Source organism: Tannerella forsythia 92A2 (assembly GCF_000238215.1).
GTDB lineage: Bacteria > Bacteroidota > Bacteroidia > Bacteroidales > Tannerellaceae > Tannerella > Tannerella forsythia.
Map to the genome: position 1 here is coordinate 2,743,628 of NC_016610.1, position 22,091 is coordinate 2,765,718.

The 22,091-nt window shown below is 48.3% G+C and carries 24 protein-coding genes; 13 read left to right on the forward strand and 11 right to left on the reverse strand.

Annotation, left to right across the window (positions count from 1 at the left end; translation table 11 throughout):
• Positions 1-83: 83 nt before the first annotated feature.
• The 5 genes from BFO_RS11155 to BFO_RS11175 are packed head-to-tail and all read right to left on the reverse strand — an operon-like array spanning position 84 to position 5,732.
• Positions 84-1,643, reverse strand: a complete 1,560-nt coding sequence (locus BFO_RS11155; RefSeq protein WP_014225840.1) for an L-lactate permease — start codon at positions 1,641-1,643, stop codon at positions 84-86.
• A gap of 42 nt (positions 1,644-1,685) precedes the next feature.
• Positions 1,686-2,267, reverse strand: coding sequence for a LutC/YkgG family protein (locus tag BFO_RS11160; protein ID WP_014225841.1), 582 nt, complete (start codon positions 2,265-2,267; stop codon positions 1,686-1,688).
• Positions 2,264-3,655, reverse strand: coding sequence for a lactate utilization protein B (locus BFO_RS11165; RefSeq protein ID WP_014225842.1), 1,392 nt, complete (start codon positions 3,653-3,655; stop codon positions 2,264-2,266). Before BFO_RS11165 ends, BFO_RS11160 begins: the two co-directional genes overlap by 4 nt.
• Positions 3,652-4,395, reverse strand: a complete 744-nt coding sequence (locus BFO_RS11170) for a (Fe-S)-binding protein (protein WP_014225843.1) — start codon at positions 4,393-4,395, stop codon at positions 3,652-3,654. The genes BFO_RS11165 and BFO_RS11170 overlap by 4 nt, the downstream gene beginning before the upstream one ends.
• Before the next feature lie 47 nt (positions 4,396-4,442).
• Positions 4,443-5,732, reverse strand: coding sequence for an alginate export family protein (locus BFO_RS11175; RefSeq protein WP_014225844.1), 1,290 nt, complete (start codon positions 5,730-5,732; stop codon positions 4,443-4,445).
• 462 nt (positions 5,733-6,194) lie between these two features.
• On the opposite strand from BFO_RS11175, the gene BFO_RS11180 reads away from it, so the two are divergent.
• From BFO_RS11180 to lipB, 7 genes are all read left to right on the forward strand, one after another.
• Positions 6,195-6,722 carry an NUDIX domain-containing protein gene (locus BFO_RS11180; protein ID WP_041591333.1) on the forward strand — a complete coding sequence of 176 codons (528 nt, stop codon included), beginning with the start codon at positions 6,195-6,197 and terminating at the stop codon, positions 6,720-6,722.
• Between the two features lie 55 nt (positions 6,723-6,777).
• On the forward strand, positions 6,778-7,203 hold the full coding sequence (locus BFO_RS11185; protein ID WP_014225847.1) for an amino acid-binding protein: 426 nt from the start codon (positions 6,778-6,780) through the stop codon (positions 7,201-7,203).
• Positions 7,204-7,270: 67 nt separating this feature from the next.
• A complete protein-coding gene (locus tag BFO_RS11190; protein ID WP_041590894.1) occupies positions 7,271-8,077 on the forward strand; it encodes an outer membrane protein assembly factor BamD in 807 nt (268 codons plus the stop codon).
• A gap of 28 nt (positions 8,078-8,105) precedes the next feature.
• Complete coding sequence (locus tag BFO_RS11195) at positions 8,106-8,441, forward strand: DNA-directed RNA polymerase subunit omega (protein WP_041591334.1); 336 nt, start codon at positions 8,106-8,108, stop codon at positions 8,439-8,441.
• A complete protein-coding gene (locus BFO_RS11200) occupies positions 8,441-8,902 on the forward strand; it encodes a DUF4293 domain-containing protein (protein ID WP_014225850.1) in 462 nt (153 codons plus the stop codon). Before BFO_RS11195 ends, BFO_RS11200 begins: the two co-directional genes overlap by 1 nt.
• Before the next feature lie 13 nt (positions 8,903-8,915).
• On the forward strand, positions 8,916-9,758 hold the full coding sequence (gene mtgA, locus BFO_RS11205) for a monofunctional biosynthetic peptidoglycan transglycosylase (RefSeq protein WP_014225851.1): 843 nt from the start codon (positions 8,916-8,918) through the stop codon (positions 9,756-9,758).
• Positions 9,755-10,438 carry a lipoyl(octanoyl) transferase LipB gene (gene lipB, locus BFO_RS11210; RefSeq protein WP_014225852.1) on the forward strand — a complete coding sequence of 228 codons (684 nt, stop codon included), beginning with the start codon at positions 9,755-9,757 and terminating at the stop codon, positions 10,436-10,438. The genes mtgA and lipB overlap by 4 nt, the downstream gene beginning before the upstream one ends.
• A gap of 6 nt (positions 10,439-10,444) precedes the next feature.
• On the opposite strand, the gene gldH is transcribed toward lipB, so the two are convergent.
• The 5 genes from gldH to BFO_RS11235 form a co-directional block, all read right to left on the reverse strand.
• Positions 10,445-10,915: a gliding motility lipoprotein GldH gene (gene gldH, locus BFO_RS11215; protein WP_014225853.1), complete on the reverse strand. Its 471-nt coding sequence runs from the start codon at positions 10,913-10,915 to the stop codon at positions 10,445-10,447.
• Positions 10,908-12,263: a PSP1 domain-containing protein gene (locus BFO_RS11220; protein ID WP_014225854.1), complete on the reverse strand. Its 1,356-nt coding sequence runs from the start codon at positions 12,261-12,263 to the stop codon at positions 10,908-10,910. The genes gldH and BFO_RS11220 overlap by 8 nt, the downstream gene beginning before the upstream one ends.
• Before the next feature lie 9 nt (positions 12,264-12,272).
• Entirely contained in the window at positions 12,273-13,460 is a 1,188-nt protein-coding gene (gene spt, locus BFO_RS11225; protein ID WP_014225855.1) for a serine palmitoyltransferase, read from the reverse strand.
• Positions 13,461-13,584: 124 nt separating this feature from the next.
• A complete protein-coding gene (locus BFO_RS11230) occupies positions 13,585-14,331 on the reverse strand; it encodes a tRNA1(Val) (adenine(37)-N6)-methyltransferase (protein ID WP_046472689.1) in 747 nt (248 codons plus the stop codon).
• 71 nt (positions 14,332-14,402) lie between these two features.
• Positions 14,403-14,954, reverse strand: coding sequence for a hypothetical protein (locus BFO_RS11235; RefSeq protein WP_052299288.1), 552 nt, complete (start codon positions 14,952-14,954; stop codon positions 14,403-14,405).
• Between the two features lie 150 nt (positions 14,955-15,104).
• Here BFO_RS11235 and BFO_RS11240 point away from each other — a divergent pair, with 150 nt between their 5' ends.
• Positions 15,105-16,463, forward strand: a complete 1,359-nt coding sequence (locus BFO_RS11240) for a dipeptidase (protein ID WP_014225858.1) — start codon at positions 15,105-15,107, stop codon at positions 16,461-16,463.
• Positions 16,460-17,722 (forward strand): amidohydrolase, encoded by a 1,263-nt coding sequence (locus tag BFO_RS11245; protein ID WP_014225859.1) that lies wholly within the window; start codon positions 16,460-16,462, stop codon positions 17,720-17,722. Before BFO_RS11240 ends, BFO_RS11245 begins: the two co-directional genes overlap by 4 nt.
• Positions 17,723-17,801: 79 nt before the next feature.
• Here BFO_RS11245 and BFO_RS11250 read toward each other — a convergent pair whose 3' ends face one another.
• Complete coding sequence (locus tag BFO_RS11250) at positions 17,802-18,383, reverse strand: DUF4143 domain-containing protein (protein WP_014225860.1); 582 nt, start codon at positions 18,381-18,383, stop codon at positions 17,802-17,804.
• A gap of 152 nt (positions 18,384-18,535) precedes the next feature.
• Between BFO_RS11250 and BFO_RS11255 the strand changes: the two genes are divergently transcribed.
• The 4 genes from BFO_RS11255 (at position 18,536) to BFO_RS11265 (ending at position 22,032) form a co-directional block, all read left to right on the forward strand.
• Positions 18,536-19,450, forward strand: a complete 915-nt coding sequence (locus BFO_RS11255) for a hypothetical protein (protein WP_014225861.1) — start codon at positions 18,536-18,538, stop codon at positions 19,448-19,450.
• Between the two features lie 122 nt (positions 19,451-19,572).
• Entirely contained in the window at positions 19,573-19,920 is a 348-nt protein-coding gene (locus BFO_RS16255) for a hypothetical protein (RefSeq protein WP_244262913.1), read from the forward strand.
• Entirely contained in the window at positions 19,921-20,388 is a 468-nt protein-coding gene (locus BFO_RS16260) for an Lcl domain-containing protein (RefSeq protein WP_052299290.1), read from the forward strand.
• 303 nt (positions 20,389-20,691) lie between these two features.
• Entirely contained in the window at positions 20,692-22,032 is a 1,341-nt protein-coding gene (locus tag BFO_RS11265) for an alpha-L-fucosidase (RefSeq protein WP_014225862.1), read from the forward strand.
• The last annotated feature ends 59 nt before the right edge of the window (positions 22,033-22,091 follow it).

The following is a 22,091-nucleotide window of genomic DNA, read 5'->3' on the forward strand; positions in this document are numbered from 1 at the left end:
TGCTGCTGCAAAGTAAATACTTTTTTCTGAAGAAACATCCCCTAATTAGAGAAAAATTTCTTTAATAGAAAAAATCCTTTCGTTCAACAAGCAAAATAAACCATCAGTCCGGCCAGGATAATATAGCCGATGGCATACGGCAGAGCACTGCGAAGGATCTCTCCGTCACGTCCAGGCATATTGCACGAGGCCGTTGCGATAGCAATACTTTGCGGTGAAATGATTTTTCCGCCGGTTGCTCCTGCCGTATTGGCGGCGACTAACCAGTTAGGATCGGAATACGACAATTGAGAAGCTACATTGGCTTGCAGCTTGCCAAACAGAATGTTCGACGATGTGTCGCTGCCCGTAACAAACGTACCGATGGCTCCAATCAGCGGAACAAACAACGGATAGTAAGCCCCCGTAGCGGAAACAAGCGCCGAAGCAATCACTCCGATCATGCCCGCATAGTTCATTACCGATGCGATGGAAACGAGGCTCATGATCGTAATCACGGTCTTATTCAGATTTTTCACGGTACGGGCTAAAACTACAAACAGTTTCTTTGCCGAAACGCCTTGAATCATTCCGCCGATAAACGTACCGAGGAAAAGCATCAATCCGGCATTGGATATCCATCCGAACGAAAAATATTTGCCTTCGGCATAGATGGGCAGATGCACATGACTGACAAGGTGTGTCCGGAGAAACTCATTGATCGGCTTCACCAAAGGTCCGCTGATGACAATAAAAAACAGAATGAAACCGTAGACGCTCCATGCCCGTAAAGCCCGCGACAAGGTAATAGGTTCTTCGCTTGCCGAAACTGCGGCAGGTTCGTGTCCTCCGGCAAAAAGACGTGCATAAACGACAATGGCTAAAATGGCTGCCACGCTTCCGAGGATGGCCGGTGTTTCTGCGCCTAAATATCGTGCGCAGATATATTGCACGATCAGCGAAATACCGCCTACCCATAAGGATAGCAAGATGTGTTTGAGAATCTTTTTGGGCGAGCTGTCGGTGAGTGTAAGGATCACGAACGGAATAAGGAGCATCAAAGGCGATAGTTGTATGACCACTTTCGAGGCTATGTCGCAAATGGCTTCAGGCGTCGCACTGCCCGAAGGGGCGACCTCGTTGGCCAGCGTAATCACCGGCACACCTACCGCACCGAACCCTGTCGGCACACTGTTGGCAATCAGCGATATCAATGCGCTGAACCCCGGTTTGAATCCCAAGCTGATCAAGATGGCAGCGGGGATTGCAACGGCTGTTCCGAATCCTGCCATTCCTTCCAACAGACCTCCGAAACCCCATACGAGCAGAAGCACGATGATTCCACGGTCATTCGTGAGCGAGGTGAACTGCTTTTTAATGATCTCGATCTCTCCGCTTTCAAGCAGCGTGTTGTAGCTGTAAATAGCCATCAGAATGATGATCAAGATCGGGAAAGTCGCTTTCAGAAGGCCTTCCACAAAAGCCCACAACACCCCGTCCTGAGTATAATTCTCAGGTGTAAATCCGAGAATAGGAGCAGCAAGCCACGCGATCAGCAATGTTGCGACAAGGGTAAAGAAGGCGCTTTTGTGCCCGGCCATCTTCACACCAAGCATCAGTACGAACAAGAGCAGGATCGGGAAAACAGATAATAAAATGTTCATGACATGTTTATTTAATTGGATTTGTAAATAAATGAATTGTAATCATATAAGCAGTACTGTAACCTGACGCGGGCCGTGTGCTCCCATAACGAGTGCCTGTTCGATGTCGGCCGTCTTGGAAGGACCGGACATAAAGCCCCTGAATTCTCTGGGATGTTCGTTGGGTACACGTTGGTAAGCATCGTGCATGGTATCGACCAGTTGGTCTTTCGGAAGAAGCATCAGCAGGGATTCGGAAATGAAATAGATGCCGCGTTGCAAGTATTCCTGTTCAAAATATACGGCTGCATTTTCACACACACCGAAAATACCGCGGCAGATGACGAGATCGGTGCCGTTCAATTCAGCCGGCGTATCGATATCGTCGGGGTTATACGTGGCGCAAGTGACTTCCGGAAGATTGCATGCGATACGCCCTGCATCAGGGAACAAACGCCGCACGGCATCGTCAATCGATTCGCCTTCGCCGAGCACTTCGGCACGACCGCCTACTCCGGCCGAAATCTCCATAAACTGTTTGAGCTTATCAGGGTAAACAACATGTGAAATGTTCACTTCGGGACGCGGAAAAGACTCCTTAATGTTTTCCTTCAAACGATGAATGATAAAATCTTTGCTGTTCATTTCGATTCTTGTTTCGTATTTTTCTTTTGATGATTCTGTTTCCACCACGCTTCGAACGACTGTTTGGCAAAGCACGGCATTTCTCTTTCTTTGCCCCATGCGTTCAACCCGTTGTACAGGAAAAAGCGCGGCAGTTTATTGGCGATGGGAGCCATTTTCAGAGCAGAGTGGAACAGAGACGGGCGTTCCATCAGGAATTGCATCCCTTTACTCATCATCTTCTTCTGTGAATTGGCTTGTCCGAATCCGTCCAACTTCTGACGCCATACGTATATCTGTTCGCCGAGGTCTACCATGGCAGGACAAACGTTTGAACATGAAAGGCATAGTGAGCAGGCAGAGACGTTTCCGCTGTGTTTCTGCGGGTCATGAAGCATACCGAGATTGATGCCGATCGGGCCGGGAATAAAATACGAATAGGAATATCCTCCGCTCCGACGGTATACCGGGCAAGTATTCATACATGCTCCGCAGCGGATGCAATTCATGCTTTTGCGATGTTGAGGCATACCCAAAATCTTGCTGCGTCCGTTATCCACGATGATAAAATGTTGTTCGCCTCCCGTATGGGGTCGTCCGAAATGCGAGGTATATGTCGTGATGGGTTGTCCCGTTGCCGAACGTGCAAGCAGACGCGTGAAGATACCCAGCGATTCGAGGTCGGGGATGATCTTGTCAATCCCGAACGCGCAGATATTGAGCTTCTGGCACGACATTCCCATATCGGCATTTCCTTCGTTCGTACAAACGACCACTTCGCCTGTCGAGGCTACGGCAAAATTGCCTCCGGTCATACCGGCATCGGCGTTCAGGAAGTCTTGACGAAGAGCTCTGCGCGCCTGACGGGTCAGATAGGTGGGATCGAAATTGTCTTTTTCGCTGCCTAATTTTTCTTCAAACAACTTACCGACAATCTCACGTTTTAGGTGGATGGCGGGCATGACGATATGGCTCGGATGGGCATTGAGAAGCTGAAGAATCCGTTCTCCCAAATCGCTTTCGATGACTTCGTACCCTTTTTCGATCAGGTATGGATTCAGGTGACATTCTTCCGAAAGCATCGATTTACTCTTTACTAACTTGCGTGCACCATGGTCACGGAGAATCCCTTCGATGATCGAGCGATATTCTTCGGCGTCTTTGGCATAATGTACATGACAACCGTTGGCCGTCGCCTTCTTTTCGAATTCCTCGATCAGCTCCGGCAGATGTGAGTTGCTGTAGAGTTTAAGATCGCGTACGGCATGTCTGAGATCTTCCCATTCGGGTATCGCATGTGAGAGGCGGTCGCGTTTCGTACGTACCATGTATAATGTTTTGTCATGCCATTCGGCATTCACTTTGTCGGATAAAAAGGCACCGGCTGCCTTGGCGTGTGTAGTACTCATAATTGTGCGGATAAAATTTCTAAATAATGGATTGTACGGATCGGATAGTGCTCTCGCTCGATAACACCTCCCATATGCATCAGACAGGAGCTGTCGGCCCCGGTAATATATTCGGCTCCGGTAGCCATGTGATCTTTTACTTTGTCGCGTCCCATACAGGCCGATACTTCGGACTCTTCGACTGCAAACATTCCACCGAAGCCGCAACATTCGTCCACGCGTTCGGGCTCTACGACTGTAACGCCCGGCACTTTCTCGAGTAGAGCGCGAATCTTGTTGTAATAGGGAACGGTCAACTCCGATGCGGAAGAGAGGTGAAGTTCTCGTACGCCGTGACAGCTGTTGTGCAAACTGACCTTATGCGGAAAATGAGAGGCAAAATGTTCAGGCTTTACTACATCGTGAAGAAATTCCGTAATATCGTAGATGTGTTTGCTCGTTTCGCAGACGTGTTCACCGTGCTCGGAGAGAATACGGGAATGGTTTTCTTTGACGAAAGCCACGCAACTGGCCGAAGGACCTACGACATAGGTATAGTTTTTGAACAATTGCTCGAAGCGCTTGGCTAACTTCAACGCATCTCCTTCAAATCCCGCATTTGCCATCGGCTGTCCGCAGCAGGTTTGCCCGAGAGGATAATCAACGTCTATCCCAAGACTTGTAAGCAGTTTGTAACACGCGATGCCGATGTGCGGATAGACGGCATTGACATAACAGGGAATAAATAATCCTACTTTCATAACCACGTAATTTTTTTTTTATTATCGAAACAACTAATTTAATTGAATTATAATGTGTACTTCAACTCAAATCGAGCCCAGTTATATGGGTCGGCACCATTGAAATAAAAATTTCCGGGAGTAAAGTGTTCGAAAAGGAAATGTCCTGTCCAATTCTTATGAATCTGGTAACTGAGTTTCATGATGAATAAATTGCCTCGTGTTTTTCCTCCGCCCGAACAAAAAGCCGTTTCGTTAGGTTGGGGTGCTGATAAATGCAAATAGTCGGCATTAAACTTTACATTCGAGGCGAGTGTAGCGCCAAAGCCGAGATTAATTGCATTGATATTCGACCAATAGCCTGCTTTCCCTTTATTTTCAGCGATCAGCGTATACACGTACGATTCACTCCATTTCGGCCAACGACTCCAGAGGGGATCCCATCCTTCTATTTTCTCTGTCTTGGGGTCGTCGCCACTCAGATAGAATGCGCCAGCCGATATACAGTCAAGCAGAGGAACAGATCCTCCTAATTTATAATCTAAACGGGAATATCCTCCGTAAGATTGTCTGTTGAACCGATCAACTTTCCCTAACTGGTAAGCAAATTCTGTGGTGAAAGAGAAACCATTCAGAAACGGCAAAGATAATCTGGTACCTACCGTATGAGTATGAGCTTCCGGCAGTGCATCATACTTGAGATAATTCTTATAAAAATAATAAGTTGACCAGTCAAGCTGCTTGATCTTCGCATGGTGGTGTACTCCTAATCCACTGTTTGTTTGTTCTTCCAGAGGCTGATACGGATCTTTCTCGTGGAGAATGGGAAGAAATTCTTCCTTTCTGGTGTTATAGGTGAAAAATGCCGTGAGTTTATTCCGATCATTGAAGCGATAGACCGTTTTTAGCGCATTAAAGTAATTTGAACGTGAACCCACCAACGGATTACCGTCGATACAGATAAACCCTTCGTCCAGCATGATGTTTTGCCGTCCGAGACGAATATCAAGCGGTAAGTTGGCAACGTTTTGATAATTAATATATAACTGGTTGACAAAGATTTCGTCCAGTGTTGTTTTCCTGGATGAAGGAGACATCCAGATACGGGCCTCATTGCCCAATTCAAGTTTCATCCCTAAATGCGTATTCGGAGTGTATTCCGCACCCAGGTAAGTTCGCCATCGTGTGAATGTTAAGACATCTTTGTCTTTGTCCAATGTAATGGCTTTGTCAATGGTCGTCAGGCGGACCCGTTCGGAAAAAGACAGTTTGAATTTGGAATCTTTCTCTGTTTCCTGTGCTTTGATGTGGCATAAGCACATCAAAAGGCAAATGATAATAAATACATACTTTTTCATTGGTTTGGTCGGTTTTAGATTCATATTTTTTATTATACTATGGTCCTTGATTGATGCATGATACATGGAATAAGGATGAGAGACCTATGTCAATCATACCTGCACGCCTTCTATCTGCAAAAAGCGTGTATATAGTGCTTTCTTGTGGTGACTTAGATCGCATGTTTTTACACATTTTTTTTTCGTAAATATACGGAGTCTTCCTTTGTATTGCCAAATAAAAAGTGTAAAAAAGATTTCCTTCTTTGATTTTTTAATATTTATTTGATGATATCAATTTATTTTGGTTGTATTTTAACTTTATTTTGTCGGCTGTGGGTTTGTACTGTTTGTTTTGTTTTTTCTATTTTCGTCTGTTTTAAAGGCATTTCAACTTGTTTCATAAGTTTCATGGAGTAAATCTCTGCAAAACTTATCGGGTAAGAGAAAATTTTTGTAAGTTTGTACCCCAAAATGACGGAAATGAATGTTCATCCATTGGAAGATTTTCAATATTGCCCCCAATGCGGGACATCAGGCTTCGTTATACACGATGGTAAATCGAAGCGTTGTGAAGGTTGCGGCTTTGTGTATTATTATAATTCTGCGGCATCGACGGCAGCCCTCATTTTGAATGAGCGTGATGAGTTATTGGTTTGTCGGCGTGCACAAGAACCGGCATGCGGCACTTTCGATCTTCCGGGAGGATTTTGTGATTGTTCCGAGACGGCCGAAGAAGGTGTTATGCGTGAGGTACATGAAGAAACAGGATTGGACGTAATGCGTACGATCTATTTATTCTCATTGCCCAACCGTTACCTCTACTCCGGATTTTGGGTACATACGACCGATCTGTTTTTCCGCTGTGAGGTACCTGCTTCGTCTGTGCCAATTGCGTGCGATGATGTATCGGAATTGCTTTGGATACCGCGAAGCAAATTGAAAACAAGTGATTTTGGATTGGAATCCATACGGAAAGGGATTGAGATTTTTTTGTCCGGAAATTTTTGATCAGTGATTTTTTGAGAACCCAACGAATGATAGTCGAACCCAAATAAAAATTAGTATGTTAATCAGGCAATTATCTGTTTTTCTGGAAAACAAACAGGGGCGTTTTACACAAGTTGCCCAATTATTGGGGCAGGAAGGAGTTAATATGACGGCGTTTTCCGTTTCCGAGAATGCGGACTTCGGCATTTTGCGCCTGATTGTGGATGAAACGGATCGGGCGCTTGACATACTTCGCCGTCATAAGTATGCAGTCACGGAGGTGGATGTTTTTCAACTCCGTTGTCCGAATCAACCGGGTGCACTTGGACGTGTGATGGATATCATTACACAAGCCGGAATTTTTATTGAATATATGTATGCCTTTTCGGAAGGCCGTTCAGGGTATGTGATTGTTCGTCCGGATAATCTTGAAGAATGTGCCCGAGCCTTAATGGAGCGCGAATCGGAACTGACGTCTATGAGTGACTTGTATGAGTTGTAAATATTAACGTTCGAGAAGAGGAAAGTTTCGGGGAGAAGCATTATCTTTGCAAGCCAAATGCAGGAAGATGAAAAAGATTATCTATCTAATGATAACAGGTTTGTTGTGCGCCTCGTGCGGAGAGTACAATAAACTGCTGAAAAGTACGGACTATGAGTTGAAGTATTCGTATGCCAAGAAATATTTCAACGAAAAGAAATACGCTAAGGCAGCTACTCTGCTCGAAGAGGTCGTACCGATATTTAAAGGGTCTACTTATGCTGAAGAGTCATTGTATCTCTTGGCACAGACCTACTACGGACAAAAAGATTATCAGACCGCTTCCGAATATTTTAAGACATATTATAACACCTATCCGAAAGGAGAGTTTGCAGAGCTATCACGCTTCTATTCGGGATACGGGTTATATCTTGACTCGCCTGATCCGCGCCTTGATCAGTCGCAAACGTATGAAGCGATCTCACAGATGCAACTCTATATGGAGTATTACCCACAGAGCGAGCGTGCCAAACAGGCACAGGAAATTCTGTTCGAACTGCAGGAAAAACTTGCATATAAAGAACTGCTTGCTGCACAGTTATATTACGATTTGGGGACGTATATGGGGAATAACTATCGTTCGTGTGTGATCACAGCTGATAACGCTTTGCGTGACTATCCCTACTCCAAATATCGGGAGGATTTGATATTTCTCAAAATCAGATCGAAATACGAATTGGCTGTTGTCAGTGTGGAAGACCGTTTGCAAGGTCGTTACCGCGACGTGGTCGATGAGTATTATAATTATAAGAATGAATTTCCGGAAGGAAAGTATATGAAGCAGGTACAGAAGTTTTTCGACTATGCCAACTCTCAAATTACGACAAGTTATTAATTTAAATCGACTTTGATAAGATAAAATGATGGATTATCGCAAGACAAACGCTCCGACGACGACCATTACTCGCGACATGATCAAATTATGTCACGGTAATGAAGATAATGTGTACGAAACGGTGATGGTTATCGCTAAACGTTCGAATCAGATTGCTGCCGAGATGAAGCAGGACTTGGAAAAGAAGTTGCAGGAGTTCGCATCGTTTAACGACAACCTGGAAGAAGTGTTCGAGAATCGCGAGCAGATCGAAATCTCCCGTTACTACGAAAAATTGCCGAAACCTACGCTTATTGCTACTCAGGAATATACTGAGGATAAGGTGTATCACAGGAATCCTGCAAGAGAAAAAGATAATTTTTGATGATTCAGCGTATTCAAACCGTTTATCTGCTGATTGTCGCTGCATTGAATTTGGCTGTCGTGTTTCTGCCGTTGGCCGTTATTCAGTCGGGGAAGACGTTTTATGTTTTTGGTGCTTCGGGGATGAGCATGCCCGAGCCTCCTCACGAACTGGTTTATCCGACATGGGATTTGATGGCATTGTCAGCCATCATCTCTTTGCTTGCGCTCGTCACGATATTTCTCTATAAGAAACGGATCTTGCAAATCCGCTTTTGTATTTTCAACACCTTGCTGATGATTGGTTTTTACGCGCTGTTTGCTTTTTCTCTCTGGGAAATTGCAACTGTTTCTCAGCCATTTCATTTCAGCATGCGGATTGCTGTTGCTTTCCCCTTAGTGAGTTTGATCCTGAATTATTTGGCGATTCGCCAAATCGGGGCAGACGAAGCATTGGTGCGTTCGCTCGATCGGTTACGGTAGGCGTCTTTCTGCGATGAAGGTTGTCAAACACTTGCTTGTTTGGGGCAGGAATACGCTGCTCTTCTTGTTCTTTTTTAGTATTCTGCTTGTCGTTCTCTACAAATGGATACCGGTTTATTATACGCCGCTGATGTTCATTCGTTCGAGTGAACAGGCGGTTCCTTCACGTAAACATCGCTGGGTGCCGATCGAAAAAATTTCACAGTCCGTACCTTTGGCTGTAATAGCTTCGGAGGATAATCTTTTTATGACACATCACGGATTTGACCGAGAACAAATCCGTAAGGCCATGGACGAAGCCGAAAAAGGACGTCGCCGCCGAGGAGCCAGTACGATTTCACAACAGACGGCCAAGAATGTGTTTCTGTGGCCGGGCAAGACCTATTTTCGGAAGGCACTTGAAGCGTATTTTACGGTGCTGATCGAACTGATATGGGGAAAGGAGCGTATCATGGAGGTTTATCTTAACTCAATTGAAATGGGGAAAGGGATTTATGGGATCGAAGCAGCTTCAAGAACATATTTCTCCAAGTCAGCCATCGAATTGACACGGGGTGAGGCTGCGCTCATTGCAGCCTCATTACCTAATCCGCGGAAACGGAATCCGGGCAGTCCGTCCGCGTATATGTTACAGCGGCAAAGCGAAATCTTGTCCCTGATGCGTAAAGTTGAAAGTGTGCCGTTGGGATATCGACGTCCGATGAAAGCCGAAGCGGAGGAGATGAACAGAAAAAAGGCGGATCAGGAGCAGGAAAAAACGTCTTTGCCCGAAGAGATTGCAGGACAAGAAGAAACAAGATATCCTCAGCTTACGGATACCGTGAACCGTGACTCCGCCGGAGTATTTACCGAATGACTTCCTCTTCATTTACATTTTGTGATTTGGGGCGTATCTCGTACGAAAAGGCCTTGATCGTTCAAACAAATGCATTTAATAACTTAATTACGAGAAAAGTGCAGGGTGAAAGCGGTGAGAATGTACTTTTTTTCTGTGAACACGAACCGGTTTTTACATTGGGGAAGCATGGCAAGGAGACGAATTTGCTTGTTTCCGAAGAGAGATTGAATCAGCACGGCATCTCTTTTTATCACACGAATCGGGGAGGGGATATTACGTACCATGGACCGGGGCAGATTACCGGCTATCCTGTATTTGATCTGGAGCAGTTCGGTTTGGGATTGAAAGCATACATTGACCGTTTAGAGGAAACGATCATTCGCTTTCTATCACTCTACGGGTTGAAAGGCGGACGTATGACCGGTGCTTCCGGGGTGTGGTTTGATACTGATACCCCGAAAGCTCGCAAGATTTGTGCCATAGGGGTCAGAAGCAGCCGTTTTGTGACCATGCATGGGTTTGCCCTGAATATTTTGACGGATCTGTCTTATTTTTCCCTGATTCATCCATGTGGATTGGTAGATAAAGGAGTGACCTCTTTAGCTGCGGAATGTAAAAGCGTTCCGGACTTTAACGTGGCAAAGAAACGTTTGGCAAGTCTTTTTGAGGAGATGTTCCCACGGGGCGGCATTGGCTGACTGTTATCATTCTGCTTTCTCAATGTGCAGCCCGATTGTTTCAATACCTTTTAATTGCTCGTCACGCATTCCCTGCCGGATACAGAGTGTGTATTGTCCTTTGTGCGGGAATAAATAGCGATTACGAACGGAAATCGTATTATGATAAATCGAAATTCCATGGCCTTTCCATGTGCCGTAATTGTCGGCAAGGATACATTCTATGGTGTCGCGCACCATGGGTCCGACAGGGCGTTCTTCTGCACAAAGCAACCAGAGGTTCTGGTACGGGTAGAAATTGTTGTTTCGAATCTCTAATGAGATATCGTAAGGTATTGTAATATCTTCGATTTCATACGTGAAATAATATTCCTTATCTTTTTGCCAGGGATTTTCAATCCTCTGATAGGAATCGTAATGTGCCGTATTGGTGCAAGATAATAGAAGAAGTCTCACTATCCATAGTGCCGATAGCAGCCGGAGTCGACTTTTATTCATCGGAGGGCCTTTCTTGAGATGTTTTTCTTTTCGAGGCGGGACGGTCGTTCTTCGGTGCATTATTTCCCTCGTTTTTCTTTGGCGGCGTATTGTCGTTATTTCTTGAAAGGTTTCCTCTACCGCTTTTTCGGCGAGGAGCGTCTCCGACTTTTGTCTCCGGACGATTTTCGCCTGACATCCGCTCACGCGGATTTTCGTTGCCGGGTTTGTTGTTTGCTCCGGACTGTTCGGTGTTGGCATTCTTTTCTCCGTTTCCCAACCGTTTTTTCTTTTTCTTTTTCACCGAGTCAAATCGACTGACATTGCCATCCAAAATGTCGTGCGTATCAATAGGTTTGACGTTGGCTCCTGCCAGATGTTCCGGCTCCAGCGTATCGGGTTTAATCCCCTTTTTGTTCAGGCCGATGACTTCAAACACCCTTGCTGCCGAGATAGTGACGATATTTGCTGCAATCATTTTATCGGTAGAGTAGGTGAGCTCTTTCTTGAAAATATCGGTCTTGAAATGATAATACGTCCGATCTTTTGTTTCCAGTACGATTTTTCGCGAGGGCAGTTGCTTTTGTACCTCGGCATAGGCATCTACTTCGTAGTTGATGCAGCACTTAAGCTTGGCGCATTGCCCTGCCAATTTTTGCGGATTCATGGAAATATCCTGAAAACGTGCGGCCTCTGTAGCGACCGATACGAAGTTCGTCATCCACGAAGCACAGCAAAGCTCTCGTCCGCACGGACCGATCCCACCGATACGTCCGGCTTCCTGTCGTGCGCCGATCTGCTTCATTTCGATACGCACATGAAAGTTTTCGGCCAAGACCTTAATCAGCTGCCGGAAATCAACTCGTCCTTCGGCAATATAATAAAAGATCGCCTTATTTCCATCGCCCTGATATTCGACATCGCCAATTTTCATCGACAAGCCGAGATCGGCAGCGATTTGCCGTGAGCGGATCATCGTCTCGTGCTCTTTGGCTTTCGCTTCTTCGTAACGTTCCAAATCGCCGGGTTTGGCGATACGATAAATCTTCCTGGCGGTTGTATTGTCTTGACGAACATTATTTTTTCGCATCTGAAACAACACCAGTTTACCCGTCAGCGTAACCGTGCCGATGTCATGTCCCGGATTCGCTTCTACTGCAACGATATCGCCTTTGTTGAGTGGAATCTTCGCTTCGTTCAGATAATACCCTTTACGAGTATTTTTAAACTGCACTTCGACATAATCCGTGGCGTGCTCTGCTTCGGGAAGGTCACAGAGCCAGTTGCATGTAGAAAGTTTGCCTTTCGAATGCTTACAACATCCTCCACGTCCCATGGCACAGTTTCCCGTATTTTGTACGAAATCCATTGTGTGCTGTCAGGGGATCAGGTCGTGTTTTTTAAATACCTTCCGGATAGCTTCAAGGGCGTAATCCAATTGTGTTTGCGTATGCGTAGCCATCAGGGAGAACCGGATCAACGTATCTTGCGAAGCAACAGCCGGCGAAACAACCGGATTGACAAAAATACCCTCGTCGAAAAGCTCCCTCACAATGAGGAACGTCAAATCGTTATCTCGGATGAAAAGCGGAATGATCGGAGTTGAAGTATGTCCGATCTCACAACCCATTTGGCGAAAGCCGTCCAGTGCATAATGCGTCAGTTTCCACAAATTTTCCATGTGTTCCGGTTCGTTCAGCATGATGTCCAGCGAGGCGTTGGCAGCAGCCACAGAGGCCGGTGTACAACTTGCACTGAAAATATATGTACGTGAATGATGACGAAGGTAGTTAATCGTATCTTTATCTGCTGCAATAAACCCACCTAACGAAGCAAATGATTTGCTGAAAGTACCCATGATCAAGTCAACATCTTTCGAGACACCGAAATGATCGCATGTACCGCGTCCGTGATTGCCAAGTACACCGATTCCATGGGCTTCATCCACCATGATGCTGGCATTGTATTGCTTGGCCAGCCGTACGATTTCGGCCACATGGGCCACGTCTCCTTCCATGCTGAAGACACCGTCAGTGACGATCAGTTTCACCTTGTCCGGCTCGCATCTACGGAGTTGTTTTTCCAACGACTCCATGTCGTTATGCTTATATTTGAGCTTGTTTGAGAATGAGAGACGGATTCCTTCAATGATGGAAGCATGATTTAACTCATCCCAGATCAGGTAATCTTCGCGTCCGGTGATGCATGAAATGACCCCTTCGTTTACCTGAAAGCCTGTTGAGAAAGAAATAGCATCTTCTTTACCGACGAACTTGGCCAACCGTTTCTCCAATTGCACGTGTATATCAAGTGTGCCGTTGAGGAACCGCGAACCGGCACATCCGGTACCGTATTTTCGGATCGCTTCCATCGCTGCTTCTTTGACTTTCGGATGGTTCGTTAGTCCCAAATAGGAGTTGGACCCGAACATCAAGACTTTTTTTCCGCCGATAATAACTTCTGTATCCTGATCACTTTGGATTTCGCGGAAATATGGATAGATACCGGCAGCTTTCGCCCGTTGCGGAGCGTCGTATTTTGCTAGTTTTTCTCTTAATAAATTCATATATTGTCGAGGTTTGCCTTTTCTTTTGAAAAAAAAATCAGCGGCAAAAGTAGTAAAAAATCAAGATATATACAATGGGGGTTAAAATATTGACTAACGTATCGCTGCCCCGGTCGGGTGATTGTCAGTCTTTGCTTTTCTCTTTCGATATGCTGTTTTCAGACAGGTAGAATGCCTGTGTCAGTTGTCGGTAAGCGGCTGTGCGTCGGTGCATCCAGTCTTCGAGTATCAGTTCGTCGGCTGTGATCGCTTCGGCAGGAAGGGAGGACAGTTCTATGAGCAGGCGTTTGGGAGAGCCTCCTTCAATTGAGATGACGCGGGTCTCGCGTATGGTATGCAGGGCTTCATTTTCGGCTGTGCTTATCAGATCGTCACGTTGTGCGAAAGGCAGGATCAGTGCGATTCGTCCATGAGGGGCAAGAAGAGCTTTTCCCGTGTGAAGCAGATCGGCGAGTGTCAAGGTATCATCATGTCGAGCCAGCCGGCGTTTTCTTTCGGGGCATTTCATTGATCCCTTGAAATAGGGAGGATTGGAGACGATCAGATCGTACGGTTTGATCACAGTCAATGCGTAGGCCTGAAATGGAGTGTGAACAATCCGGATACGTGTGCGGAAAGGCGACTGGCGTATATTCTCCTGCGCTTGGATGTAAGCATCGGCATCCGGATCAATGGCGTCGATTTGCGCTTCGGTATTACGCTGCGCCAGCATCAGCGCAATCAGTCCGGTACCCGTCCCGACATCGAGCATCCGCATCCGGCCATGCACATTGACCCATGCTCCGAGCAGGGTGCCGTCGGTCCCTACTTTCATAGCGCAACGGTCGTGCCATACGGTAAACTGTTTGAAACGGAAATACGGATTGGACATCGTCAAAAAAATCATGATAAAACGGCCGCAAAGATAGATGTTTTTATCATTGCGGTGCCATGTTTATCCGTTTATCTCCCTTGTTTTCCGTCTGCCTCGAAGCGCATTCGATGATGTTCCCGAATCTCCCGTCGTTCGTTGATAAAATCTTGGATGCGTCTGTTGTCATCATCCTGTTTCTCGGTTGTATGGCTATGTTTGTGCCGTTTGGGATAGAGTACCGTCATCACCTGCTTTTGGGTGAGTATCTTGGAAAACTCAGCGTAATAATTTTCGCGGATGTCGAGCCTTTTACGCTCATTTTTCAAATGTTCTTTGAATCGTTTTTCAAGCTCTTTGTCTGTCGGCCGGTTAATGCTTGCGACGTCATGGCGGGCCTTTGGGCATTCCGAACGGCATTCCTGCAACTCTTTGAGGTAAGACTCGTACATTGGCTTGAACCGGGCTGCCGTCCGGTCGTCAAGCATGAGCCGGCCGGCTACTCGTTCGACTTTCATTTTGATACGTTCGCCGATATTTTCAGGACAGCGCTTTTCGCCCTGCACGGCGTTGTCTTGTGCCCTTGTTTGTGAGCCGCACAACAAGAAACTCATCGTAGCTATATAAAAAACGTTCATTTTCATATCGTCAAAAGAATAAAATCGATATTAAGACGTGTTCGGTTGCCGAAGGTTTATCCGGCAAGTGAAAATTCGGGACAATTCTTTTTCTCCGACGCGATTTTGTGATTTGTAAAATAGTTGTATTTTTACGGCTTGAAATTAAAAAATGTTATGGAAATAAGAACGTATATCGAAAGACATAAGGACCGCTTTCGTGACGAGTGGTTCAGTTTGTTGCGTATCCCGTCGGTGAGTTCGCAGAGCGAGCATAAGGCGGACATGGTCAAGTGTGCCGAGCGGTGGAAAGAGTTGTTGCTCGCTTCGGGGGCGACGCGTGCGGAAGTGATGCCGACAGCTGGCAATCCGGTGGTGTATGCCGAGCGTATCGTTTCGGCTTCGGCGCCGACGGTGCTCGTGTACGGACATTACGATGTGATGCCTCCCGAGCCGCTGGAGCTGTGGAAGAGCAACCCTTTCGAACCCGAGATACGCGACGGACGGGTCTATGCACGTGGTGCCGACGATGATAAGGGGCAGGCGATGATTCAGGTTAAAGGGTTTGAGACGGCTTTGCAGACGGGGATTTTGAACTGCAACCTTAAGTTTATCCTCGAAGGAGAAGAGGAGATCGGCTCTATCAGTCTCGGCGATTTCTGTGCGGCTAACAAAGAGTTGCTCGCCGCCGATGTCATTCTTGTTTCGGATACGAGTATGGTAAGCGAGGAAACGCCTTCCCTGACGACCGGCCTGCGCGGATTGTCGTATTGGGAGGTAGAGGTGACAGGGCCTAACCGTGACCTGCATTCGGGACACTTCGGCGGAGCGGTGGCCAATCCGATCAATGTACTTTGCAAACTGATTGCCGATATTACGGATGCCGACGGGCGCATTACGATTCCCGGTTTCTACGACGATGTGGAAGAATTGTCTGACACGGAAAAAGCCATGCTTGCGCAGGTGCCGTTCAGCGAAACGAAGTATAAACAGGCGATCGACGTGGATGAACTGTTTGGTGAGAAAGGCTATTCGACGCTTGAGCGTAACAGTTGCCGTCCGTCGTTCGATGTATGTGGTATCTGGGGCGGCTATACGGGGGAAGGAGCGAAAACCGTCCTGCCGTCGAAGGCGTACGCCAAGCTGTCGTGCCGCCTCGTTCCGAACCAGCAGCCTGACAAGATTACGCAGCTGATGATTGACCATCTTGTGTCTGTGGCTCCCCGCTACGTAAAGATCAAAGTGGTTCATAAACACGACGGCGACGCGTACGTTTGCCCGATCGATCTGCCGGCCTACAAGGCGGCCGAAAAAGGTTTTACGATTGCATTCGGCAAACAGCCGCTGGCGGTGCGCCGCGGCGGAAGCATCCCGATTATCCCCGCCTTCGAGAAAATCCTCGGCATGAAATCCGTGCTGATGGGCTTCGGACTGGAACGTAACGCCATCCATTCGCCTAACGAGAGTTTCGGGCTGGATATGTTTTATACCGGTATCGAGGCGGTGGCGGAATTTTATAACCACTATCGTCCATGAGCATCCTGATTCAATCCGTCGAATGGAACGGCCGGCCGACGGATCTTCTGATCGAGGGGCAGACCATAGCGCAGGTGGCACCGATGATCGACCGGTCGGCCGATACGGTAATTGACGGGCGAGGCAAGGCCGTCATCCCGGGACTTATCAATGCCCATACGCATGCGGCCATGACGCTCTTTCGCGGCTATGGCGATGATATGCCGTTGATGCCATGGCTCGAACAAGTGATCTGGCCGAACGAAGCCAAGCTGACCGAGGAGGATGTCTATTGGGGGGCCAAGCTGGCATGTCTTGAAATGTTGCGTAGCGGAACGACGGCGTTTCTTGATATGTATCATAAACTCGACGCTACGGCGCGCGCTGTCGAAGAAATGGGGTTGCGTGCCGTCCTTTCCGAAGCGTGCTTCGATCATTTCAAGCCGGCCGTTGCCGAGCGAAACAAACAGACGATCACGCGTCGTTTCTCATGGTCCTCGCCTTATAGTGACCGGATACGTTACGCTCTCGGGCCGCATGCCATCTATACCGTTTCGGGTGAACTACTGCAATGGGCCGATGCATTTGCCGCCGATCATGGCCTGCTCATTCATACGCATCTGGCCGAAACGGAGTATGAAACGAAGGAGTGTCTCCAACGTTTCGGACTTACGCCGGTGCGCTACATGAATAAATTAAGACTGCTTTCGCCGCGTCTTGTCATGGCGCACGGGTTGTATGTCGACGACGAGGAGATCAGGATGCTGGCCGATCACGGGGTGAAAGTGGTGCATAACCCGGCCTCGAACATGAAGCTGGCTTCGGGCTATCGGTTCAAATATGAAGAGATGTGCGCCGCCGGCGTGACGGTGGGGTTGGGCACAGACGGCTGTTCGTCGTCGAACAATTTAGATATGATCGAGGTGATGAAGCTGGCCTCGTTGCTGGGTAAAGTGTGGCGCGGTGATCCGGAAGCCATGCGATGCGACCGGATGCTGTATGCCGCTACCGAAGCCGGTGCGGCGATACTCGGGATCAATGCCGGGAGCATCGCCGAGGGTTGTCTGGCCGATTTGTGTCTGATCGACCTGCATCAGCCGGTCTTCTCACCGAATCACCACTTCGTGTCGAATCTCGTCTATGCCGCCAATGGCAGTTGCGTCGATACGGTGATCTGCGACGGACGCATCGTGATGCGCGACAGAAAAGTGCCGGGCGAAGACGAGATCATGGAGCACACTGCAGCGTTGGCCTATGATCTGATGAAGAGAGAGCGATAAGATTGAACAGTCGATTGTACGGACCGAGGTTGCCCGTTTCCTTGAGGGTTTTCTTATCTTCGAATCGTTTTATGTTTGTTTATGGGTGTATTATAAATAAGTTGCTCAAAGCATACAACGGTACGATATCCACGTGCCGTTCCGCATGATCGTCCTTTTTGTCGCAGTAGGACAGATGACCGAAATTTTCGAGTGATGTACGGAGGCCGCGGGAGAGCTTGCGTTCGCGCATGAAAATCCAAAGGCTCTGCATGCTTCCCTGCGTACTGGCTTTAACCTCTATGGGGAGTATCTTGCCGTTTTGGACTTTGACGTAATCAACCTCTGCCTGACTGTTCCTGGCATGATTCTGCCAGTAGTGCAGGTCGGGTTTCATGAAGCAGTCGCCGTATTTCATCATCTCCAATCCGGCAAACATCTCGGAGGCACCGCCCTTGTTCACGAAATCAACCTCGGTAGCCATAAGAATATCGGCGGCAGGGATGTTGAGCATGGTCTGCATGACGCCCAAGTCAAAGAAAAGATACTTGATGTAGCCTGCGAACAGCTGTCGCAGGCCGGGCTGCTTTTCAAGGTTTACCTCCACAAAGTAGCGGAACTGCTTGCCGAGTTCTCTCACGGCAGTGGACTTGCCCACCTTCCTTTGATAGTCCCCTCCCATCGTCTCACTTTTAATTTTGCAGCAGAAAAACAGACCCGCCGCATCCTCCGGCAACGGCTCATGGGGTTCTTCACAGGTGGCCTATTATAATAAGGTATGTGAGACAAGACGACAATATCATCAACTCTTTTAATTTAATTCAAGCAACAAGTATGAACAAAAGACGAACATTTTCGACCAGCCGGATGAGCAGCACCAAGCCCGGCTTGAGTGATGCCACGGCGAGAAAAGGCGCGCGAAAGCGAACAAAACCGCTTATTCCGCCGCTCAGCGACCGATGGGCACGAGTGGGTCTCAGCGTCCTGTTCTCCGCAACCGTAGCCGTCGGCGCGCAGGCGCAGGCCACAGACGGGAGCGGAACACAGCTGCCGCGAGACCAAAGCAGCGAGCTGCGCACCCGCACTTGGAGTATTTATACCGAGGGCGGACTGTCGTGGGCAAGCGACGTATGGTATCAGAATCTCGATGCCAAGCGCAGTTACAAACAGTCGCCCGCCGTGGGTGGCGGCGTGGACTTCACCATCTGCCCCTGGGTGCGTGTGGGGGCGGAGTATCTCTGGTCGCGCTACCGCCGTGAGCAGCGCTTCTCCGTGCTCGACACCAAGACGATGCCCGTCAAGGCCTACGGCAACTACTTGATGAACTACCACAACGCCAAACTCGGCTTAGGCTTCAACTTCATGGAGCTGTGGCCCCGCCGCCGCGCGCAGTGGCTCAACATCTGGGTGGGCACGGGCGTAGGCTACACCTTTGCCAAGGGCAACGAGTACGGTATCTACATCAGCAACACGCAGACGCAGGGCGGACAAACCACGCCCATCGGCGAGGGAACAACCATCGGCAACGACTCGGAAGTAACCATCACGGGCAGCATACGTAGCACGAACCGCCACGAGAAGTTCAACACGCTCTACGTTCCCGCCTCGCTCCACATCGAGGCCGACATGAGCCGGGAGTTCAGCATCGGACTGAAAGGCGAGACGGACCGGCTCTTCAATCGCAAGGGCATCGCTCCGAAGCGTTTTGTCTTCGGACTGGTGACCCTGCGCTATACTTTCGTAAAATAAAACCAATAACCAACTGAAATATGAAATGAATTCAATCCATTCTGCTTGCCATCGCCATGCTGTTGGCAGCACCTGCGTTCTTCACCTCGTGTCAGGAGGACGCACCCGAGATTAATTACACGATGAACGTGTCGGTCATTAACGACTTCACCAAGGTGATGGAGGCCATCAACAACGGCTTCCTGAAGAACGAGGAAGCCATCAAGAAGCTCACCGAGGCCATCGACAAGATGAACGCCGACCAGCAGACCAAGCTGCAGGCCATCATCGATGTGCTCAACTCCGTGAACGCCACGTTCGAGACCAAGCTCGCATCCATCGAGGCTGCCATGAAGGCGCAGACCCTTTCGCTCGAAGCAAAGCTCGCCCTTATCGAGGCAGCCATCAAAGCGATGCTCGACTACGGCGACTACTACGCATGGGGCGAGACAGAACCCAAAGCAGAATACACTTGGGCAACCTACAAGTAGATGCAGGCGGGCCAGTCCGACTGGAAGCACGTTACCAAGTACACCATCGCCGACGGCCAGACCGAGGGCATCTGGTATGACGCCGGCGGCACCTTCATCGGCGACAACAAGACCACCCTCGAAGCGGCCGACGACGCCACCCGGAAGCTCGGCTCTCTGTGGCGCATGCCGACCAAGGAAGAAATTCGGGAACTTTTAGACCACTGCACTTGGAACTGGACGACGCAGGACGGTGTGAACGGCTGCGAGGTAAAGGGCCCGAACGGCAACTCCATCTTCCTGCCTGCCGCCGGCTGCCGCGAAGGTTCCGGACTCAACAGTGCCGGCAGCGAAGGCTACTACTGGTCGAGTTCGCTCCGCACGGCCGACAGCAGCTACGCCCGCGACCTCGGCTTCGATTCGGGCGAGCGCGACTGGGGCGACTACAGCCGCTACTTCGGGTTCTCGGTGCGGCCCGTCCGCCCATGAATTTGCCTTGTCCCCACGGGCATGACGCGATAAGCCCCCCACTCGTGGGGTATCATCGTACTCCACGAGTGACTTGCCGGGATATCCCACGGATGGGGTGCAAAAGGCACGATTACAGAACAAAAGTCATAAACTGATAAACGAGACCTGATTTGCTTGGAAAATTCCCCAAATTAGGCGTTTTAGGCTCTAAAAAGGTATTTTAGTATCTCCTTTCTCCCTTTTTGAAAAAAACATTTACCTTTGTAAAGTCGGGTAACAGCATGTACCCGTTATTTTTTAGTAATAAACAAAAATTATTCTATGAAAACAAGAACATTACTTCTTTGTGCAACGATGGCTTTCACAAACCTGGTGCACGCTCCGGCACAGCCCGGTTATACGCCTTCGGCAGACAATCTGAAAGCCCGGGAAACTTTTCAGGACGACAAGTTCGGTATCTTTATCCATTGGGGCATTTATAGTATGCTGGCCGATGGCGAATGGGTCATGCACAACAAAAACCTGAATTGGGAAGAATATGCCAAACTGGCCTCGGGCTTCTATCCGGCCAAGTTTAATGCGGCAGAGTGGGTTGCTGCTATCAAGGCTTCGGGAGCGAAGTACATCACGATTACTTCGCGTCATCACGACGGTTTTTCCATGTATGCTACCCAACAGTCTGATTATAATATTGTGGATGCCACGCCGTTTAAACGTGACGTGATTCACGAATTGGCTGATGAATGCCGTAAGCAGGGCATCCGTCTGCACCTTTATTATTCACATTTGGACTGGCGACGCGACGATTATTATCCGTTGGGACGCACAGGAAAAGGAACCGGTCGTACCACACAGGGCAAATGGGAAGATTATTGTGCGTTCATGAACAATCAGCTGACGGAATTGCTTACTAACTACGGCCTCATCGGAGCTATATGGTTTGACGGAATGTGGGACAAGGACATCTATCCCGACGGGATGACAGCCAAAACATGGAATCTCAATGAACAATATACTTTGATACATCGTTTGCAACCGGCTTGTTTGATCGGGAATAATCACCACATCACTCCGTTCGCAGGGGAGGATATCCAGATCTTTGAGCGAGACCTGCCCGGCGAAAACAAGGCTGGACTTTCGGGACAGGATATCAGTCGGTTGCCACTTGAGACATGCGAGACAATGAATGGAATGTGGGGCTACAAAATTACCGACCAAGATTATAAATCGACGAAAATATTGATTCAGTATCTTGTCAAAGCCGCCGGAAAAAACGCTAATCTGCTGATGAATGTAGGTCCTCAGCCAAATGGTGAGTTGCCGACCGTGGCAGTGCAGCGGCTTCGCGAAATGGGTGAATGGATGAAAATCTATGCTCCCACCATACAGGGTACGCGGGGCGGAGTAGTCACTCCGCGCGACTGGGGAGTAACGACTCAGAAAGGAAAAACACTGTATGTGCATGTGCTGAATCTCGACGATAAAGCCCTGTTCCTTCCTTATGCGGGCAATAAACTGAAAAGTGCGGTAGAGTACCAAAGTCGTAAATCCGTTCGATTCATCCAAGATAGAGACGGCATTCTGCTGAAATTTACGGACAAACCCCATTCGCCCGATTATGTGCTGGAGCTGACATTTGCCAATGAATTGCCTCTAAACTAACAGAAATATCTTTATGAAACATCCTATTGATGGGGTGTTTCATAAAGGTTAATTCAGCG

What these genes read in the sequence shown, in the direction of transcription:
- BFO_RS11155 (WP_014225840.1), bottom strand. Translation starts at nt 1,643, where the DNA reads ATGAACATTTTATTATCTGTTTTCCCGATCCTGCTCTTGTTCGTACTG.
- BFO_RS11160 (WP_014225841.1), bottom strand. Translation starts at nt 2,267, where the DNA reads ATGAACAGCAAAGATTTTATCATTCATCGTTTGAAGGAAAACATTAAG.
- BFO_RS11165 (WP_014225842.1), bottom strand. Translation starts at nt 3,655, where the DNA reads ATGAGTACTACACACGCCAAGGCAGCCGGTGCCTTTTTATCCGACAAA.
- BFO_RS11170 (WP_014225843.1), bottom strand. Translation starts at nt 4,395, where the DNA reads ATGAAAGTAGGATTATTTATTCCCTGTTATGTCAATGCCGTCTATCCG.
- BFO_RS11175 (WP_014225844.1), bottom strand. Translation starts at nt 5,732, where the DNA reads ATGAAAAAGTATGTATTTATTATCATTTGCCTTTTGATGTGCTTATGC.
- BFO_RS11180 (WP_041591333.1), top strand. Translation starts at nt 6,195, where the DNA reads ATGAATGTTCATCCATTGGAAGATTTTCAATATTGCCCCCAATGCGGG.
- BFO_RS11185 (WP_014225847.1), top strand. Translation starts at nt 6,778, where the DNA reads ATGTTAATCAGGCAATTATCTGTTTTTCTGGAAAACAAACAGGGGCGT.
- BFO_RS11190 (WP_041590894.1), top strand. Translation starts at nt 7,271, where the DNA reads ATGAAAAAGATTATCTATCTAATGATAACAGGTTTGTTGTGCGCCTCG.
- BFO_RS11195 (WP_041591334.1), top strand. Translation starts at nt 8,106, where the DNA reads ATGGATTATCGCAAGACAAACGCTCCGACGACGACCATTACTCGCGAC.
- BFO_RS11200 (WP_014225850.1), top strand. Translation starts at nt 8,441, where the DNA reads ATGATTCAGCGTATTCAAACCGTTTATCTGCTGATTGTCGCTGCATTG.
- mtgA (WP_014225851.1), top strand. Translation starts at nt 8,916, where the DNA reads ATGAAGGTTGTCAAACACTTGCTTGTTTGGGGCAGGAATACGCTGCTC.
- lipB (WP_014225852.1), top strand. Translation starts at nt 9,755, where the DNA reads ATGACTTCCTCTTCATTTACATTTTGTGATTTGGGGCGTATCTCGTAC.
- gldH (WP_014225853.1), bottom strand. Translation starts at nt 10,915, where the DNA reads ATGAATAAAAGTCGACTCCGGCTGCTATCGGCACTATGGATAGTGAGA.
- BFO_RS11220 (WP_014225854.1), bottom strand. Translation starts at nt 12,263, where the DNA reads ATGGATTTCGTACAAAATACGGGAAACTGTGCCATGGGACGTGGAGGA.
- spt (WP_014225855.1), bottom strand. Translation starts at nt 13,460, where the DNA reads ATGAATTTATTAAGAGAAAAACTAGCAAAATACGACGCTCCGCAACGG.
- BFO_RS11230 (WP_046472689.1), bottom strand. Translation starts at nt 14,331, where the DNA reads ATGTCCAATCCGTATTTCCGTTTCAAACAGTTTACCGTATGGCACGAC.
- BFO_RS11235 (WP_052299288.1), bottom strand. Translation starts at nt 14,954, where the DNA reads ATGAAAATGAACGTTTTTTATATAGCTACGATGAGTTTCTTGTTGTGC.
- BFO_RS11240 (WP_014225858.1), top strand. Translation starts at nt 15,105, where the DNA reads ATGGAAATAAGAACGTATATCGAAAGACATAAGGACCGCTTTCGTGAC.
- BFO_RS11245 (WP_014225859.1), top strand. Translation starts at nt 16,460, where the DNA reads ATGAGCATCCTGATTCAATCCGTCGAATGGAACGGCCGGCCGACGGAT.
- BFO_RS11250 (WP_014225860.1), bottom strand. Translation starts at nt 18,383, where the DNA reads ATGGGAGGGGACTATCAAAGGAAGGTGGGCAAGTCCACTGCCGTGAGA.
- BFO_RS11255 (WP_014225861.1), top strand. Translation starts at nt 18,536, where the DNA reads ATGAACAAAAGACGAACATTTTCGACCAGCCGGATGAGCAGCACCAAG.
- BFO_RS16255 (WP_244262913.1), top strand. Translation starts at nt 19,573, where the DNA reads ATGAACGTGTCGGTCATTAACGACTTCACCAAGGTGATGGAGGCCATC.
- BFO_RS16260 (WP_052299290.1), top strand. Translation starts at nt 19,921, where the DNA reads ATGCAGGCGGGCCAGTCCGACTGGAAGCACGTTACCAAGTACACCATC.
- BFO_RS11265 (WP_014225862.1), top strand. Translation starts at nt 20,692, where the DNA reads ATGAAAACAAGAACATTACTTCTTTGTGCAACGATGGCTTTCACAAAC.